The organism is Staphylococcus sp. HMSC061G12 (assembly GCF_001838465.1).
GTDB classification, from domain to species: domain Bacteria; phylum Bacillota; class Bacilli; order Staphylococcales; family Staphylococcaceae; genus Staphylococcus; species Staphylococcus simulans.
This window is the reverse complement of the sequence record NZ_KV837065.1, coordinates 35,487-51,144: the sequence shown is the minus strand read 5'-3', so window position 1 is coordinate 51,144 and position 15,658 is coordinate 35,487. Positions and strand designations below refer to the sequence as shown.

The window sequence follows — 15,658 nt, the reverse complement described above, 5'->3', positions numbered from 1 at the left end:
TTATCTCATCAACCGAATTTATTATAGAGCCATTATTTTCTAGTATCTACATTACGATAGACATCAATCACATGCGCAATTTTATCTAACACTGGATCTAGCGTGTCTAAACTTTCATGCAGATCATATTCATTAATGTTCACGCGTACGACAGGGCAGGCATTGAAGCTTGAAATCCATTCTTCGTAACGACGGAATAATTTTTTCCAGTATTCTGGATCTGTATCAATTTCCATTTGGCGACCGCGTTGTTTGATGCGCTCAATCACTTCATCGTAATCACATTCTAAATAAATTAAAACGTCTGGTTTTGGGAAGTAAGGTGTCATGACCATCGCTTCAAATAATTCTGAGTATGTTTTGAAGTCTTCAGGTGTCATCGTCCCTTGTTCTTCGTGCATTTTTGCGAAGATATCAACGTCTTCATAAATAGAACGGTCTTGGATAAAGCCCCCGCCATATTCAAACATGCGTTTTTGTTCTTTAAAGCGTTCCGCAAGGAAATAGATTTGAAGGTGGAAACTCCAACGTTCAAAGTTATCATAGAATTTATCTAGATAAGGATTATGGTCCACATTCTCGAAAGAAGTGCGGAAGTTTAATTTTTTAGCTAAGGCACGTGTTAAGCTCGATTTACCGACGCCTACAGTACCTGCGATTGTAATCACCGCATCTTGAGGGATACCGTAATTATTCATGCGTGTTGCCTCCTATCATTGATTGTACAATGTTTAATAGATACTCGTAATCGTCAGCGTGATTGACGAAATCCAAGTTTGTTGTATCGATGCGTTTCACCATTTTGCCTTCGGCTTCTAAAGATTCATAGAAGTGATGATAAGCTTCTTTTAAATTTAAAAGATAATCATCTTCAATTTGTGCTTCGAAGCTGCGATTGCGTTTGGCGATACGTTGTTTTAATACTTCTAAATCTGCATCGAGGAAGATTACGATGTCCGGCATCATAAGATCCTCAGTCAGAATATCGTAAATACGGTCAAACTTGTTGTATTCTGTATCTGTCAGTGTTTGACGCGCAAAGATTTTGTTTTTATAAACATGATAGTCACTGACAATACCGTTATGTAGTTGTTCTAGATCTTGAACCTGTTTGTAACGGTTACATAAAAAGAACATTTCAGTCTGGAAACTCCATTTTGAAATGTCGTCATAGAAATCAGATAAAAATGGATTTTCATCCACGATTTCTTGTGCTTCATGATAATCAAGAGATTGACTTAAGCGATGTGCTAAAGAGGATTTGCCTACTCCTATAGGCCCTTCAATAGCGATATAAGGTTGATTCATAAACAACACTCCAAGTGTTAAAATAGACAATAGTAATTGTATCACATGGTAAGGGATTGAACATATGACAATAGATGAAAAATATATGAAACTTGCATTAGATGAAGCCAAAAAAGCTGAAGCTATCGGTGAAGTACCGATTGGCGCACTCATTGTTAAAGACGATGAAATTATAGCACGTGCACATAATTTAAGAGAAACGATTCAACTTCCGACAGCCCATGCGGAACATATTGCGATAGAAAAAGCAGCTGAAGCAGTAGGGAGTTGGCGATTAGAAGATTGTACTTTATATGTCACTTTAGAACCTTGTGTGATGTGTTCTGGTGCGATTGTTATGAGCCGTATTCCACGCGTTGTTTATGGCGCTGCTGATCCAAAGGGCGGTTGTAGCGGCAGTTTAATGGATTTACTTCAAGAATCGCGTTTCAACCATCGTGCAGAAGTTGTGAGTGGTGTTTTAGAAGAAGAATGCGGTGATATGTTGCGGAACTTCTTCAAGCAATTAAGAAACAAGAAGAAACAAGCTAAGCAATCGCAAGAGGCTAATGACTTGAACAGTTAAAACAACTTTAGAAGAATGAAGATGTCTGCTTTTAAGAAGTGGACATCTTTTTGTTTGAAAAGCGTTAAAAAGTAAGAGATAGTTAAGAATGAGTAATGTCGATAGTTTCTACCCTCATAAATCGTACAAACAGACGATAGAAGTCTGTTATCAAAATTTGATAGAATGAGGTTAGACTTTGTTGTGAAAAGTAATTTTACGACACTACGGCTAAGACAAAAGAAACGAGGTTAATTCATGATTAAACTAATTGCGACAGATATGGACGGAACATTATTAAATGCAGCACATGAAATTTCAGAGGAAAATATTAAAGCGATTAAAGCAGCGCAGGCACAAGGGATTACGGTCGTGATTGCGACAGGTCGTGCTTTCTATGAAGCCAATGCGCCTGTGGAACCAACTGGATTGAAAGTCCCATATATTTGTTTGAATGGTGCAGAGGTTCGTGATGAATCATTCGATATTATGCATACATCAAGCTTGAATCATGAAATGATTGAACAAATTACACATGTTCTAGATCGAGAGGATATTTATTACCAAGTCTATACTAACCTTGGTATTTATACTGAAGATCCTCAAAGAGATTTAGATATTTATATTGATATTGCAGAACATGCAGGTCAAAAAGCAGATGTAGAAAAAATACATCGCCATATTCAACATCGTATTGATCAAGGCACATTAAAAGTAGTTGATAATTATGATCAAATCAGTGAAAGACCTGGTGAAATTGTGATGAAAATTTTAGCGTTTGACAGTGATATCGGTAAAATTGATCGTGTCAGTGCAGAACTTGCGAAACACACAAACTTAGCAATTTCATCCTCAGCACGAGGTAATATCGAAATCACAAATGCTTATGCGCAAAAAGGGATTGCGTTAGAAGAAATCGCAAACCAACTCGGTATCAACATGGAAGATGTCATGGCAATTGGTGATAACATGAATGACGTATCGATGCTTGAAAAAGCGGGTTATCCTGTCGCAATGGAAAATGCGATGCCTGAAGTGAAAGAATACGCAAAATATGTGACAGATAACAACCAAAACAGTGGTGTCGGCAAAGCAATCAACAAAATGCTGGAAGAGCAATCAAAATAAATTAACTGGGGTGACTATTGAATGAAAGGTGTCATTATCGTAGGCAGTGCGCGTATTGATTCGCACACAAAAGCACTGGCACAATACTTAAAGGGACAATTCAATGAAAAGGATGTTGAAGCGGAAATTTTTGATTTAGCTGAGCGTCCAATCCATACATTAGATGTTTCTGGCGCAAGTAATCCGCCAGATGATTATCAAGCTAATGTGAAAGATTTACAAGAGAAGGCGAGAGAAGCGGACTTTATTATTTTAGGTACGCCGAACTATCATGGTTCATATTCTGGTATCTTAAAGAACGCTTTAGATCATCTGACAATGGATGACTTCAAAATGAAACCAGTCGGCTTAATGGGGAACAGCGGCGGTATTGTAAGTGCAGAACCACTTTCTCACTTACGCTTAATTGTACGTACCTTATTAGGTATCGCAGTGCCTACCCAAATTGCGACACATGATTCAGATTACGGCAAATTAGATGATGGTACATTCTTCTTACAAGACGAAGAATTCCAATTACGTTCTCGTTTATTCGTTGAACAAATTGTATCATTCGCAGAAAGCCGTCCTTATGAACATTTAAAATAAAAGGATGCAAGCGTGTTAGTTCAGCTGATAAAATATCCTGTTTGATAATCTCTGCTTAGTGGTGGTGCAAGGTGATTTTACTTTGTGAACTATTTAAGTAGAGGTTTTTTATGAAAAGGTAAAATAGTTAAGTTATATGGTTACTAAAAAGCATAAAGAAAAGGCCTGTAAGTTAAAGAGATAAACTCAAAAGCTTTACAGGCCTTTAATATGATTTATTCTAAATTCGCATGATTTTGTTGCATCGTAGTTTCATCAATATTGAAGTCTTTCATGAAATCTAATACAACAGCATCTAAGAATAATTGTGCAGCTTGTTCGAATAAACTGCCTAAAGGTTGTGCTGAACCTTCAGCATCATGTTTTGTTCCGGCAGGCAATTCGATTGTGACATCTGCCAATTCACCGATTTTAGAATCAGGTTTTGTTGTGACTAACGCCACTTGTGCACCTTGATCTTTAGCTTTTTCAGCTAATAGGCGTAAGTGTTCTGTACTGCCTGAACCTGAAATGACGATAAACAAGTCGCCTTCGTGGATAGAAGGTGTTGTAATACCGCCAATGATAAATGCAGGTTGTTCAAGCTGATTCAAGCGCATTGTAAATCCATTTGCGACAAATCCAGAACGACCTTTACCTGCTACGAAAATATTTTTGGCATCTTTGATTGCTTGTTCAAAGTTTTCAACATCTTGATCTTTAACATTAGATAACGTCGTTTTCAGTTCATCTAAAATCAATTGATATTGTAGTTTTGCCATAGCTTATTTCCCTTCAACTGCGTCGCGGCAAGCTTTTGCTGCTTCTACTGGGTCGTCGGCATTTGCGATACCGCCACCAACAATCACTAAGTCTGGTTCTTCAGCTACGATATCTTTGATTGTATCTGGTTTGATACCGCCAGCAACGGCAACTTTAGAATTTTTGATAACAGATTTAACTGTGTGTAAATCATCTAATGGAGATTTACCTTCAGCTTGTAAGTCATAACCAATGTGTACTGCGATATAGTCAGCACCCATTTCATCTAATTCTTTAGCGCGTTGTTTAATGTCTTGAACAGCAATCATATCTACTAATAATTGTTTGTCATTTTTGTGTGCTTCTTCGACAGCAGCTTTGATAGAAGCGTCTTCAGCAACACCTAAGATTGTTACAACGTCAGCACCGAATTTAACTGCTTGGCTGACTTCATAGTCTGCAGCGTCCATAATTTTCATATCTGCTAGCACTTTAACACCATCGATGTTTTCATCCATATATTGAACGGCAGGCAGACCTTCGTTATATATGATAGGAGTACCGATTTCTACGATATCGACATAATCTTTCACTTTGTTAGCTAACTCTGCAGCGTCTTCTTTATTTAATAAATCAATTGCTAATTGTAGTTCCAAAATGATTCATCCTTTCATAATGTATGTGTTGTAACTTTTGCTTTACTTAGATTATTTACCCTTTTTAGTTTTTGACAAACAACAGTGAATTTTACTGTTCGGGTGCAGCTGCGTTATCTACGTAAACCTCTACATTAGGATGATCGTATAAAACTGTTGCTGGGACATCTTTGTCTTGAATGCCGCTCGCAAGTTTTGTAATCGCATCTTTCTTTTTCTCGCCAAACGCTAATAAGATAATGCGTTTTGCAGATAAAATTGTAGAAAGACCCATTGAAATAGCTTGTTTCGGCACATCTTCTTCGTTATCGAAATAACGGCTATTGGCTTGAATTGTACTTTCAGTTAAATCTACGACACGTGTAATACTGTCTTTTTCTGTACCTGGTTCATTGAAACCGATATGACCATTTTCCCCGATACCTAAAATTTGGATATCTGCAGGCCCTTTATCCTTAACCAGTTGTTCGTATCTTGCAGTTTCAGCGTCTAAATCTTTCGCATCACCGATTGGTAAATGCACATTTTCTTCTTTGAAGTGTGGATAGCGACCGAATAGCACTTCATGCATATAATGATGATAGCTTTCTGGATGATCGGCTGATAAACCAACATATTCATCTAAGTTGAATGTTTCTACATTAGAAACATCTAAGTCATTTAATTCCATCAGTTTAACTAAGTCAGAATAAACATCTACCATTGTACCTCCTGTTGCTAGACCTAGTTTACTTTCAGGATTCTCGTTCATTTGGTTGAACAGCTCGTAAGCTGTGTAGAATGATGCTTTCTCTTTATCCCCTAAATTAATAATTTTCACGTTGTGTGACCTCCTTATTTGTATCTATATATGAAGACATACATGTCCATTATAACGAGGTGAAGTTTAAACAGATAGTAAATCCCCCTCAAATTATAGGAATATTTCAATAACCTCTTTAGAAAGTGGAGGAACAGTTATATAATGTAAATATTGTTTCTAATTTAAGAATTGATAACCGAGAAAACCTATCGTTAATTCAAGAATGAGCAGTAGGTTATATTTATTGACGAGGATTTAGTACAATTAAATGATAAAGAGATTGATAAATAAATCAAGAATAACACGATATAGATGGGGTTCAACATTTGATTTTGCTTAGTGTAAGGGAGTGAGCAGCTTGGAGCCGATAGAATATGAGAAAGTACAAACGTTACTGGCATCTTATGTAGATCAACCTGTATACCTGCATGTTGAAACAACCAATGGTGCGTATGCGAACCATTTTGATCAACGTGTCTTTAATGCTGGAACGTTTTTAAGAAATATCAAAGTAGTCTTTGAACATGCCAAACTTAAGGGCGGTGGCAAAGAACCATTCAGAGTGGGTTTGAAACTACAAGATAATGGATGGGTTTATGTACAAGGACTGACACATTATGAAGTGAACGAGGATAATGAATTCTTGCTCGCTGGTTTTAATTATGAAGGGCAATTAGCGGCAGCGCTTGAAATCAGTGCTGTACCGTTTGAAATATAAGGAGGACGTATCATGTCAGAGGAAAGTCATGTATTAGTTATATTTCCGCATCCTGATGATGAGACGTTCTCATCAGCAGGAACATTAGCACGTTATATTGATGAAGGTGTTCCAGTTACGTATGCTTGTTTGACTTTAGGTCAAATGGCACGTAATTTAGGAAATCCGCCATTTGCGACACGTGAATCTCTGCCGAAAATCAGAGAGCGCGAGTTGGAAGACGCAGCAAAAGCGATTGGTATTAAAGATTTAAGAAAGATGGGTTACCGTGATAAAACAGTGGAATTCGAACCACATGAAAAAATGGACGAGATGGTTAAAAGTCTGATTGATGAATTGCATCCTTCAGTAATCATTTCATTCTATCCAGGTTATGCGGTACACCCAGATCATGAAGCAACAGCAGAAGCGGTAGTTAGAACAGTAGGACGTATGCCTAAAGCAGAACGTCCACGTTTACAATTAGTTGCTTTTAGCAATGATGCGATTGATGAGTTAGGTATGCCTGATATCATTAACGATATTACTGATTATAAAGAAGTAAAATTAGATGCATTCAAAGCACATGCATCTCAATCTGGACCATTCTTGCATCAGTTAGCTGAACCGCAAGTTCCAGATACAGCCAAAAGTTTCTTAGAACAAGAAACATATTGGACTTACAATTTTGAATCATGAGTGGAGGGGCACACAGATGACTGAATTTGATTTATCGACACGAGAAGGTCGTTGGAAACACTTCGGTTCTGTTGATCCTATTAAAGGTACAAAACCAACAGTAAAAGAAGAAATGACAGATCTACAAAGCACGCACAAAGATTTTTTATTTGAAATTGAAGAAGTCGGGATTAAAAATTTAGTATATCCCGTGATTATAGATGAATATCAAACGGCAGGTACTTTCGCATTTTCAACTAGCTTAACGAGAGAAGAAAAAGGTATTAATATGAGCCGTATCTTAGAAAGTGTTGAGAAACATTATGATAACGGTGTAGCATTAACATTTGATAATCTGCATACGGTATTAGATACACTTCAAAAACACATGAAACAAACTTCAGCAGGGGTAGATGTTTCAGGTAAGTGGTTCTTTAATCGCTATAGTCCCGTTACGAACTTAAAAGCTGTCGGCAATGCGGATGTAACGTATGGCATGGCAGTTGAAGGGGATAAAGTGACACGTAAAGAGCTGACAATGGAAGCGAAAGTAACTACTTTATGTCCATGTTCAAAAGAAATCAGTGAGTATTCTGCGCATAACCAACGCGGAGTAATTACTGTGAAAACGTACTTGAATCGTGAAGCGACACTACCGTCTGACTATAAAGAAGTAATTTTAGATGCGATGGAAGCTAACGCAAGTTCAATTCTTTACCCAATCTTAAAACGTCCAGATGAAAAACGCGTTACAGAACGTGCTTATGAAAACCCTCGTTTTGTGGAAGATTTAATCCGTTTAATCGCTGCAGACTTAGTAGAAGTGGATTGGATTGAAGGTTTTGACATTGAATGTCGTAATGAAGAATCTATTCATCAACACGATGCTTTTGCGAAGTTGAAATATAGAAAATAATAGAATGAAATAAGGCCTTCTTAAGTAATGATATGACATTGCTTGGGAAGGTCTTTTAATATGTAGAAAATGGGCGTGAGTTTAAAAGTTCACTGAATTCATGATAAATATCGCAAATAAAAATAGAGCACTGCATCTAACCTGTTGGGACTTCAGGTTGCTTGTGAGGAGGGACAGCCTCGTAAGCTAAGCAGTGCTCTATTTTTTTAGGGTGATCGACAATTTACGTCAGGGGAAACATACTTGTCGATTTTTAAATTCAATGATTAGATTAACTGTTAATGCCGTCGCATGCATATTTTAGGATATGTTCTATGATTAATTTAGGAGGTTAGTTGCGACTTTAAGCATTGTTTATGTCGGTGTAGAGGAAACGTCTGTCCTTTTGTTTGGGTGGGTAGAAAGGTGTAACGATTATTTATAGAATATGCTTTTAGGATTGATTTAGGATGCATACATTACTTGCGTTTCCTCTACATTGATTATTGTATGATATCTCTACATAAAATACATGAGGCTATGGTATCAACTTTATCTAGGACTAATTGCCGAGAGCGTTACAATTGATTTTTGAGATTGAGTTGTTCAATCAGTGAGTAAAACAAATTAAAAAGGACAACCGTGAATTCACGATTGTCCAATCTTATTCATCAATAGATTAAACTTCTTGAACGTCTACATCGATTTTTTCGATACGGTTATAAGCACCGTGGTCTACAGGACCTACGAAGTCGTTCATTTTCCAACCGTTTTTAATTGCAGATGCGACGAATGCTTTTGCGTTAACAACTGCATCTTTAGGTGATTGGCCGTTTGCTAGGTTAGCAGTTGTGGCTGCTGCGAACGTACAACCAGCACCATGGTTATAACTTTGTTGGAACATATCTGTTGTTAATTGATAGAATTTATCGCCGTCGTAGTATAAGTCATAAGATTTTTCTTGATCTAATGCTTTACCACCTTTGATGACTACATTTTGTGCACCTTGATCATAAATGATTTTAGCTGCTTTTTTCATATCATCGATAGATTTTAATGTGCCTAATCCAGATAACTGACCAGCTTCAAATAGGTTAGGTGTTGTAACTGTTGCTTTAGGTAATAGATATTTAATCATTGCATCTGTATTACCTGGGTTGAGTACTTCATCTTCACCTTTACAAACCATAACTGGGTCAACAACGAAGTATTTCGCACCTGACTCTTCAAATGCTTCTCCTGCACGTTTGATGACTTCTTCAGTACCTAACATACCTGTTTTGACAGCGTCTGGTCCAATAGAGATTGCTGTTTCTAATTGTTTGTTAAATACGTCGAAAGGAATTGGTGTTACATCGTGTGACCATGTTTCTTTGTCCATTGTCACGATTGCTGCTAAAGCAACCATTCCATAAGTGTCTAATTCTTGGAATGTTTTTAAATCTGCTTGCATGCCAGCTCCTGCACTTGTATCTGAGCCTGCAATTGTTAATACTTTTTTCAATGCCATATGTTCATACACTCCCTAACGTTTCTTTTACTCTATAATAACATGTTTACAAGGGTGGATTGAACTTTTTGATATATCGTGTGTTATCATAGTTTTGAGGTGATACCATGGAGTGGTCTGAAGTATTTCATGATATAACAAGTCGTCATGATTTCAAAGCAATGCATGATTTTTTAGAAAAAGAATATACGACAAAAATAGTTTATCCTGATAGAGAACATATATATCAAGCGTTTGATTTAACGCCTTTTGATAAAGTAAAGGTCGTTATCTTAGGCCAAGACCCATATCACGGCCCTAAACAAGCGCATGGACTAGCATTCTCTGTTCAGCCAGAAGGAAAGTTTCCACCTTCTTTACGCAATATGTATAAAGAACTAGAAGATGATATCGGCTGCAAGAGAACAGTATCTCACTTGCAAGATTGGGCGAAAGAAGGCGTGTTATTATTAAATACTGTCTTAACTGTGCGTAAAGGTGAAGCTCATTCACACCGTGGTATCGGTTGGGAAATCTTTACGGATGAGATTATTAAAACCGTTTCTGAACAGCGTGACCATGTGGTCTTTATTTTGTGGGGTAAACCTGCACAACAAAAAGAGAAGTTAATAGATACGTCTAAACATGATGTGATTAAGTCAGTACATCCAAGTCCATTATCAGCGTATCGCGGTTTTTTTGGATCTAAGCCGTATTCTCAAGCGAATGCTTATTTAGAAGCACATCATCAAACACCAATAAATTGGTGTGGTGAGGAGGCTATGGATGAATAAAGAGAAGTTAATTGCGTTAATTGAACGTGAATTAGTACAAGCGGATGAAGCGGCGAGTGAAGCGGAATTTAGCAAGCATATGTATGCGATTCATACACTGACTTCACTGTATACAGATAGTGATTCAAGTGACGTGCCTGCACGTTCATCAAAACAAACAAGTATGACGTATCAGCAAGCGCCTTCAGTGACGTCTCCAAGTTATACGACAAGTTCACATTCACAAGTATCAGCGGCAGAAATTAAAGCGATGGGTGGGAAAGTGTCATCACAACAGAACTCATCGAATTTATCGACACCACCGGGGAACTCTAATAAAATGGTAACTGATGACGAATTAGGAAATGGCGATTCTATTTTTGACTTTTAATGACAAAGGAGAGACTTTATATGAACTTTAAAACGATGAAAACGTTCGTAGCAATTGGCGCTGGGTGTGCAGCACTTTCAGTTGCGACTGGTGCGTTTGGTGCACACGCATTAGCAGATAAATTATCACCGCATTATTTAGATGTGTGGAACAAAGCAACAACATATGAAATGTATCACAGCTTAGGTTTAATCGGCATTGGTATCTTAAGCGGTACAACTAAATTGAACTTAAAAGCTGCAGGTTGGATGATGCTTGGCGGTATTGTTATCTTCAGTGGCTCATTATACACTTTATCATTAACACAAATTAAACCGTTAGGTGCAATTACACCAATCGGCGGAGTGTTATTTATCGCTTCTTGGGTAACTTTACTCTTACAAACACTAAAATTAAAAAAATAAACTAATAAACGGTTCAAAAATTCACCTCACAGGGTATAATGTATCGAATGAGGTGAATTTTTATTATGGGAAAAATAGAGAAAAGACACCATAAAAAAGTAGACCGAGGAGATTTACAACAAAACCTATCTGAGAAATTTGTATGGGCCATTGCCTATGGTTCATGTATAGGTTGGGGGTCATTTATTTTACCAGGGGACTGGATCAGTCAATCTGGTTCTATCGCAGCAGCAATCGGGATTACAATTGGTGCATTACTAATGATTATTATTGGCGTGAGTTATGGCGCATTAGTGAAACACTTCCCAGTATCTGGGGGTGCATTTGCGTTCAGTTATTTAAGCTTCGGGAGGTATGTCAGCTTCTTCTCATCATGGTTCCTGACATTCGGTTATATTTGTGTGGTCGCATTGAATGCCACCGCGTTTAGCTTACTCTTGAAGTTTATGATGCCGGGCGTACTTGAACACGGTAAGCTATATACCATCGCTGGATGGGATGTTTACATTACCGAAATTATTATCGCAACAGCTTTACTTTTACTCTTTACATTTATTACCATTCGTGGTGCACAAGTTTCAGGTAGTCTGCAGTACTACTTCTGTATCGCAATGGTAGTTGTTGTATTATTAATGTTTTTCGGATCATTTTTCGGTAGTGGTTTCTCATTGAGCAACTTACAACCTTTAGCTGAGGAGAAAAAAGGATGGTTTACATCAATTATTATGATTGTAGCTGTCGCACCTTGGGCGTATGTCGGATTTGATAATATTCCACAGACCGCGGAAGAATTCGACTTTGCGCCGAATAAAACATTTAAATTGATTGTTTATAGCTTGCTTGCGGCAGCTGGGACATACGTTTTAATGATTTTATATACGGGCTGGTTAAGCAGCCGTGGCGCAGAAAACAGCGACTTATGGGTAACAGGTGCTGTGACACAACAATCCTTTGGCTATATTGGTTTATTTGTCTTAGCTGTAGCAATTACTATGGGGATTTTCACAGGACTTAATGGTTTCTTAATGAGTTCAAGTCGTTTGTTATTCTCAATGGGACGTTCAGGTATTATGCCTGGTGTATTCAGTAAAATCCACCCAAGATTTAAGACGCCATATGTCGCAATCTTATTCTTAGGTGCTTTAACATTAATTGCACCTTGGTTAGGACGTACTGCATTGACATGGATTGTAGATATGTCTTCAACAGGTGTATCTGTCGCATATCTTGTGACATGTTTATCAGCAACGAAATTATTCAGTTATAATAAAGAAAGTAATACTTACGCACCGATTTATAAAACATTTGCGATTGTCGGTTCAATCTTTGCGTTTATTTTCTTAGGATTACTCTTAATCCCAGGATCACCAGCCGCATTATCAACACCATCTTATATTGCGTTGATTGTATGGTTAGTTCTAGGCTTAGCATTCTTCGTTGTACGTTATCCAAAATTAAAAAATATGGATAAAGACGAACTGAGTCGACTAATCTTAGATACAAGTCAACAAAAAGTAGATGAAATCTTAGATGAACCAGACTCTGAACCTACTCAAACAAAAGCATAAATTATATATTAAGAGCGATGATCTAATTAGAGGTTCATCGCTCTTTTCTTATGAAATCATAAGTTTTAAAAGATACAACTGTACTATAATCACGCATAATTACTTGCATTAACTAAAGGAATAATATAAGTTATTAAAAACAAATAAAATGGAGATTCCATGGTATTTGTTGAAAATCCACTTAGGAGGAACGATATGGAAAAGATGGTCGAGCAGTTTATCGATCAATTTGGTTACCTCGGTGTATTCTTATTAATCGCATTAGAAAACATTTTTCCACCTATCCCATCAGAACTGATTTTAACATTCAGTGGTTTCTTGACGTTACATTCAGATATGAATGTCGTAGGTGTCATTATTGCGGCAACGTTAGGTTCTGTATTCGGAGCCATTGTACTTTATTTTGTGGGTCGTTTATTATCAACAGAACGTTTACAGAAATTAGCGAATGGTAAAACCGGAAAAATCTTGCGTTTTAAAGCGAGTGATATTGAAAAAGCAGATGATTGGTTTGATAACCATGGTAAAAAGATTGTTTTCTTTGCACGTTTTATTCCTGTTATTAGAAGTTTAATCTCTATACCAGCTGGAACAACTCATATGCCTTTAACATCATTTATTATACTGACAACTCTTGGTACATTGATATGGAATACAGTATTAGTCATTTTAGGTCAACAAGCTGGAGAAGCATGGCCAAAAATTTCAGCCGCATTTGATTCTTTTTCAAGCATTGTCTTGATTCTTTTAGTTTTATTACTTATTGTTGGAATCATTTATTATGTGAAGCAACGTTTTAAAAACTCAAAATCAGATAAATAATTAATCGCCGTTATCTCCCTAGTGTTTAAAAAGGGGATAACGGCGATTTTTGAAATCATTTTTAAATAGAACTATTGATTTTACTCATTAATTCTATTTAATTGGTGTTTATGTTAGTTTATTTCTGTTTTCTTGATAAAATCGAATAAGGGTATCCCATATTTAAAAATGCATATAAATAGGGAATAAGTCCCATTGTGAATATACATAAATATGCTCATTTGAAATGTTCAATTCTTTTTGAATCGCCGATATAATGGTTTCTTTTGGCTCTTTGCTTAAAAGGCTATAGTAATGTTTGCCTTCTTTCTCTGTTTGGTAACGCCAAGCACCAAGATATTTGAGAGAATCAATGTTAGGAAGTGCTGATTCATTTTTGATGGAAACAGAATAACTTAAATATAATTCATCGTGAAGTTTAGGGCATGATTTACGAATTCTTCGATTGATTAAAATACTAAAAAATAAAGTGATTAGAAAAACAATGAGCATAATTTGAATTGGCATTATTAAAGTAGATGATGGTTTGCCAATTGCAGTGTAGTAAGACCATAAGGCAACACAAATTATCATTGTCAAAATTGCCAAAGTAAAGTTTATACGCTTAAAGAAACTAAGATATTCATGTTCAATGTTTTTGGTATCGCTAATAGTACTGTATATAGGATCATCATTATTTTTAAGATAACTATAAAGCACAGTATACTTTGAGTAAAAAAGTTTTTTTGCTAGTACTGAGAGGAAAGGATTTTCACTTCTATTTTGACTATTTCCTTCTAAGTCTTTTGTTTTTGCAAATGTTACATGAAGTGTTGTGTTACGAACTTCAGGGTCTTTTTCAAAAGTATAGATGTTATTTTGTATATCCTTTAATACATAACCTTTCTGCTGTTGGCTTTCTAAGTAACGAATTTCCGAAGGGCTGCCCTTGCAATAAAATTTGATGTTTTTCATGATGATGTACCTTCTTTCATAATCGGGTGAAAAATAGCTAATAAAAGTTTGGATGTTATATTATCAACTAATATCTTATAATATTTCTTTACAAATGTCAAACGCTTAAATATAATTATATATGATAAGTAATGCATTATATATCAAATAACAAAGAAGGAGTGATTTTTATGGAAGACAATAGCAAAAAAGACTTAATTTTTGAAGAAATGGATTTTGACTTCGAAGTGATAAGCGATGATGAGATGGAAAATATTTTCTCAGGAAAAGGATATGGATTTCACAATTATTTAGAAATGTCAGCAAGTTTAGCTTTTGCAGCTACTGGCATTGCTTCAGGTTTAGATTGTTGTTATGCCAATACATGTACTGAATTAGGATGTTGTTAGTATGAATTTCGAGGGCAAAGTTGTGTGATAATTCACACTACTTTGTCCTTCAATATATGGAGGTTAAACCATGAAAGCTGTAATACTTACTAATGATGAATATAGCCATGTGCAAAGTATTTTAGATTTAACCAAAGAGTTGAGAAATGCGAATGTTGAAGTAACCGTATTTATAGGAAAAATCTTAAGCGAAAGATTTAAATTTTCTACAGGTGTTAAATTAAAATTTTATCCTGATGTAATATCTGTCCAAAATAAGACTCTGTTTGAAAACAACTATTCTAATTTAATGAAATTGCAAAAATCAAAAATAAAACATTCGACGAATAGTGAATTAATAGAGGTTCATAAGCAAATGTTAGAATATAACTTTGAATCTTCAGAAAATTACTACAAAAATATAATTTCCGAAGTCAAAAAAATAAATCCAGACTACATTATAAGAGATGCATGTGCAATTTACGGTAGAAAGATAGCGGATGAACTAGGAATTAAATGCATTGGCTATGCAACAAGTATGATTTTTAGGGAAAAAGAAGTGATTAGTAACCCTGATCTTGCTTTACAAAATATATATGGTGTAAAAATTTTTAGGGAAAACAATGACGAGTTGAAAGAACTGTTAAAAAGTTTGATAGAAAATATTAAACACTATTCTAAAAAATATAAATACAGAAAATTGCCATTATTGTATCAAATGGATCCTGACGAAAGAATCAATTTCTCATATGGCTTGCCATTTGATGATACTATTAAAAATAATAATTATTATTATTTAAAACCTCCATTATTCTATGATTTAAATCATACAAAAAAATAGGAATAAAATTG

Annotated in this window: 20 protein-coding genes; 13 read left to right on the top strand and 7 right to left on the bottom strand. The window is 35.9% G+C overall.

What is annotated here, in order from left to right:
- Nucleotides 1-32: 32 nt before the first annotated feature.
- Together HMPREF2937_RS06310 and HMPREF2937_RS06305 are read right to left on the bottom strand one after the other, a co-directional pair.
- Entirely contained in the window at nucleotides 33-698 is a 666-nt protein-coding gene (locus tag HMPREF2937_RS06310; RefSeq protein WP_002481352.1) for a deoxynucleoside kinase, read from the bottom strand.
- Nucleotides 691-1,308, bottom strand: coding sequence for a deoxynucleoside kinase (locus HMPREF2937_RS06305; RefSeq protein WP_023015487.1), 618 nt, complete (start codon nucleotides 1,306-1,308; stop codon nucleotides 691-693). The genes HMPREF2937_RS06310 and HMPREF2937_RS06305 overlap by 8 nt, the downstream gene beginning before the upstream one ends.
- A 64-nt stretch (nucleotides 1,309-1,372) precedes the next feature.
- Between HMPREF2937_RS06305 and tadA the strand changes: the two genes are divergently transcribed.
- The 3 genes from tadA to HMPREF2937_RS06290 all read left to right on the top strand — a co-directional run bounded on the left by tadA (nucleotide 1,373) and on the right by HMPREF2937_RS06290 (nucleotide 3,568).
- Nucleotides 1,373-1,873 carry a tRNA adenosine(34) deaminase TadA gene (gene tadA, locus HMPREF2937_RS06300; RefSeq protein ID WP_002481354.1) on the top strand — a complete coding sequence of 167 codons (501 nt, stop codon included), beginning with the start codon at nucleotides 1,373-1,375 and terminating at the stop codon, nucleotides 1,871-1,873.
- A 237-nt stretch (nucleotides 1,874-2,110) separates the two neighbouring features.
- On the top strand, nucleotides 2,111-2,980 hold the full coding sequence (locus HMPREF2937_RS06295) for a Cof-type HAD-IIB family hydrolase (protein WP_002481355.1): 870 nt from the start codon (nucleotides 2,111-2,113) through the stop codon (nucleotides 2,978-2,980).
- A gap of 21 nt (nucleotides 2,981-3,001) precedes the next feature.
- On the top strand, nucleotides 3,002-3,568 hold the full coding sequence (locus tag HMPREF2937_RS06290) for an NADPH-dependent FMN reductase (RefSeq protein ID WP_002481356.1): 567 nt from the start codon (nucleotides 3,002-3,004) through the stop codon (nucleotides 3,566-3,568).
- A 215-nt stretch (nucleotides 3,569-3,783) separates the two neighbouring features.
- Here the strand turns inward: HMPREF2937_RS06290 and hxlB are convergent, their stop codons facing one another.
- The 3 genes from hxlB to nagB form a co-directional block, all read right to left on the bottom strand.
- The gene (gene hxlB / locus HMPREF2937_RS06285; protein WP_002481357.1) at nucleotides 3,784-4,329 is read right to left on the bottom strand and encodes a 6-phospho-3-hexuloisomerase; all 546 of its coding nucleotides are present in this window, start codon (nucleotides 4,327-4,329) and stop codon (nucleotides 3,784-3,786) included.
- A 3-nt stretch (nucleotides 4,330-4,332) separates the two neighbouring features.
- The gene (hxlA, locus tag HMPREF2937_RS06280; protein ID WP_002481358.1) at nucleotides 4,333-4,965 is read right to left on the bottom strand and encodes a 3-hexulose-6-phosphate synthase; all 633 of its coding nucleotides are present in this window, start codon (nucleotides 4,963-4,965) and stop codon (nucleotides 4,333-4,335) included.
- Between the two features lie 91 nt (nucleotides 4,966-5,056).
- On the bottom strand, nucleotides 5,057-5,785 hold the full coding sequence (gene nagB, locus HMPREF2937_RS06275; protein WP_070864231.1) for a glucosamine-6-phosphate deaminase: 729 nt from the start codon (nucleotides 5,783-5,785) through the stop codon (nucleotides 5,057-5,059).
- Between the two features lie 340 nt (nucleotides 5,786-6,125).
- Between nagB and HMPREF2937_RS06270 the strand changes: the two genes are divergently transcribed.
- From HMPREF2937_RS06270 to folE2, 3 genes are read left to right on the top strand one after another with little or no spacing between them, the layout of a single operon-like run.
- Nucleotides 6,126-6,485: a YojF family protein gene (locus tag HMPREF2937_RS06270; RefSeq protein WP_002481360.1), complete on the top strand. Its 360-nt coding sequence runs from the start codon at nucleotides 6,126-6,128 to the stop codon at nucleotides 6,483-6,485.
- A gap of 12 nt (nucleotides 6,486-6,497) precedes the next feature.
- Entirely contained in the window at nucleotides 6,498-7,163 is a 666-nt protein-coding gene (gene bshB2 / locus HMPREF2937_RS06265) for a bacillithiol biosynthesis deacetylase BshB2 (protein WP_070864230.1), read from the top strand.
- 16 nt (nucleotides 7,164-7,179) lie between these two features.
- Nucleotides 7,180-8,058, top strand: coding sequence for a GTP cyclohydrolase FolE2 (folE2, locus tag HMPREF2937_RS06260; RefSeq protein ID WP_023015484.1), 879 nt, complete (start codon nucleotides 7,180-7,182; stop codon nucleotides 8,056-8,058).
- Nucleotides 8,059-8,716: 658 nt separating this feature from the next.
- On the opposite strand, the gene thiD is transcribed toward folE2, so the two are convergent.
- Complete coding sequence (gene thiD / locus HMPREF2937_RS06255; protein ID WP_023015477.1) at nucleotides 8,717-9,547, bottom strand: bifunctional hydroxymethylpyrimidine kinase/phosphomethylpyrimidine kinase; 831 nt, start codon at nucleotides 9,545-9,547, stop codon at nucleotides 8,717-8,719.
- 107 nt (nucleotides 9,548-9,654) lie between these two features.
- Between thiD and HMPREF2937_RS06250 the strand changes: the two genes are divergently transcribed.
- The 5 genes from HMPREF2937_RS06250 (at nucleotide 9,655) to HMPREF2937_RS06230 (ending at nucleotide 13,484) form a co-directional block, all read left to right on the top strand.
- Nucleotides 9,655-10,320, top strand: a complete 666-nt coding sequence (locus HMPREF2937_RS06250; protein WP_070864229.1) for a uracil-DNA glycosylase — start codon at nucleotides 9,655-9,657, stop codon at nucleotides 10,318-10,320.
- A complete protein-coding gene (locus HMPREF2937_RS06245; RefSeq protein ID WP_002481371.1) occupies nucleotides 10,313-10,690 on the top strand; it encodes a DUF5327 family protein in 378 nt (125 codons plus the stop codon). The genes HMPREF2937_RS06250 and HMPREF2937_RS06245 overlap by 8 nt, the downstream gene beginning before the upstream one ends.
- A 20-nt stretch (nucleotides 10,691-10,710) precedes the next feature.
- The gene (locus tag HMPREF2937_RS06240) at nucleotides 10,711-11,094 is read left to right on the top strand and encodes a DUF423 domain-containing protein (RefSeq protein ID WP_083326917.1); all 384 of its coding nucleotides are present in this window, start codon (nucleotides 10,711-10,713) and stop codon (nucleotides 11,092-11,094) included.
- Between the two features lie 65 nt (nucleotides 11,095-11,159).
- Nucleotides 11,160-12,662 carry an APC family permease gene (locus tag HMPREF2937_RS06235; protein WP_002481373.1) on the top strand — a complete coding sequence of 501 codons (1,503 nt, stop codon included), beginning with the start codon at nucleotides 11,160-11,162 and terminating at the stop codon, nucleotides 12,660-12,662.
- Between the two features lie 195 nt (nucleotides 12,663-12,857).
- Nucleotides 12,858-13,484: a DedA family protein gene (locus tag HMPREF2937_RS06230; RefSeq protein WP_070848345.1), complete on the top strand. Its 627-nt coding sequence runs from the start codon at nucleotides 12,858-12,860 to the stop codon at nucleotides 13,482-13,484.
- A 162-nt stretch (nucleotides 13,485-13,646) separates the two neighbouring features.
- Here HMPREF2937_RS06230 and HMPREF2937_RS06225 read toward each other — a convergent pair whose 3' ends face one another.
- Nucleotides 13,647-14,438: a DUF2812 domain-containing protein gene (locus HMPREF2937_RS06225; protein ID WP_070848344.1), complete on the bottom strand. Its 792-nt coding sequence runs from the start codon at nucleotides 14,436-14,438 to the stop codon at nucleotides 13,647-13,649.
- Between the two features lie 170 nt (nucleotides 14,439-14,608).
- On the opposite strand from HMPREF2937_RS06225, the gene HMPREF2937_RS06220 reads away from it, so the two are divergent.
- Complete coding sequence (locus tag HMPREF2937_RS06220; protein ID WP_070848343.1) at nucleotides 14,609-14,827, top strand: hypothetical protein; 219 nt, start codon at nucleotides 14,609-14,611, stop codon at nucleotides 14,825-14,827.
- Nucleotides 14,828-14,897: 70 nt separating this feature from the next.
- Nucleotides 14,898-15,647: a glycosyltransferase family protein gene (locus HMPREF2937_RS06215; RefSeq protein ID WP_070864228.1), complete on the top strand. Its 750-nt coding sequence runs from the start codon at nucleotides 14,898-14,900 to the stop codon at nucleotides 15,645-15,647.
- Nucleotides 15,648-15,658: the final 11 nt, after the last annotated feature.

What these genes read in the sequence shown, in the direction of transcription:
- HMPREF2937_RS06240 (WP_083326917.1), top strand. Translation starts at nt 10,711, where the DNA reads ATGAACTTTAAAACGATGAAAACGTTCGTAGCAATTGGCGCTGGGTGT.
- thiD (WP_023015477.1), bottom strand. Translation starts at nt 9,547, where the DNA reads ATGGCATTGAAAAAAGTATTAACAATTGCAGGCTCAGATACAAGTGCA.
- tadA (WP_002481354.1), top strand. Translation starts at nt 1,373, where the DNA reads ATGACAATAGATGAAAAATATATGAAACTTGCATTAGATGAAGCCAAA.
- HMPREF2937_RS06220 (WP_070848343.1), top strand. Translation starts at nt 14,609, where the DNA reads ATGGAAGACAATAGCAAAAAAGACTTAATTTTTGAAGAAATGGATTTT.
- HMPREF2937_RS06215 (WP_070864228.1), top strand. Translation starts at nt 14,898, where the DNA reads ATGAAAGCTGTAATACTTACTAATGATGAATATAGCCATGTGCAAAGT.
- HMPREF2937_RS06245 (WP_002481371.1), top strand. Translation starts at nt 10,313, where the DNA reads ATGAATAAAGAGAAGTTAATTGCGTTAATTGAACGTGAATTAGTACAA.
- HMPREF2937_RS06230 (WP_070848345.1), top strand. Translation starts at nt 12,858, where the DNA reads ATGGAAAAGATGGTCGAGCAGTTTATCGATCAATTTGGTTACCTCGGT.
- HMPREF2937_RS06225 (WP_070848344.1), bottom strand. Translation starts at nt 14,438, where the DNA reads ATGAAAAACATCAAATTTTATTGCAAGGGCAGCCCTTCGGAAATTCGT.
- HMPREF2937_RS06295 (WP_002481355.1), top strand. Translation starts at nt 2,111, where the DNA reads ATGATTAAACTAATTGCGACAGATATGGACGGAACATTATTAAATGCA.
- hxlB (WP_002481357.1), bottom strand. Translation starts at nt 4,329, where the DNA reads ATGGCAAAACTACAATATCAATTGATTTTAGATGAACTGAAAACGACG.
- HMPREF2937_RS06235 (WP_002481373.1), top strand. Translation starts at nt 11,160, where the DNA reads ATGGGAAAAATAGAGAAAAGACACCATAAAAAAGTAGACCGAGGAGAT.
- HMPREF2937_RS06305 (WP_023015487.1), bottom strand. Translation starts at nt 1,308, where the DNA reads ATGAATCAACCTTATATCGCTATTGAAGGGCCTATAGGAGTAGGCAAA.
- bshB2 (WP_070864230.1), top strand. Translation starts at nt 6,498, where the DNA reads ATGTCAGAGGAAAGTCATGTATTAGTTATATTTCCGCATCCTGATGAT.
- folE2 (WP_023015484.1), top strand. Translation starts at nt 7,180, where the DNA reads ATGACTGAATTTGATTTATCGACACGAGAAGGTCGTTGGAAACACTTC.
- HMPREF2937_RS06310 (WP_002481352.1), bottom strand. Translation starts at nt 698, where the DNA reads ATGAATAATTACGGTATCCCTCAAGATGCGGTGATTACAATCGCAGGT.
- HMPREF2937_RS06290 (WP_002481356.1), top strand. Translation starts at nt 3,002, where the DNA reads ATGAAAGGTGTCATTATCGTAGGCAGTGCGCGTATTGATTCGCACACA.
- HMPREF2937_RS06250 (WP_070864229.1), top strand. Translation starts at nt 9,655, where the DNA reads ATGGAGTGGTCTGAAGTATTTCATGATATAACAAGTCGTCATGATTTC.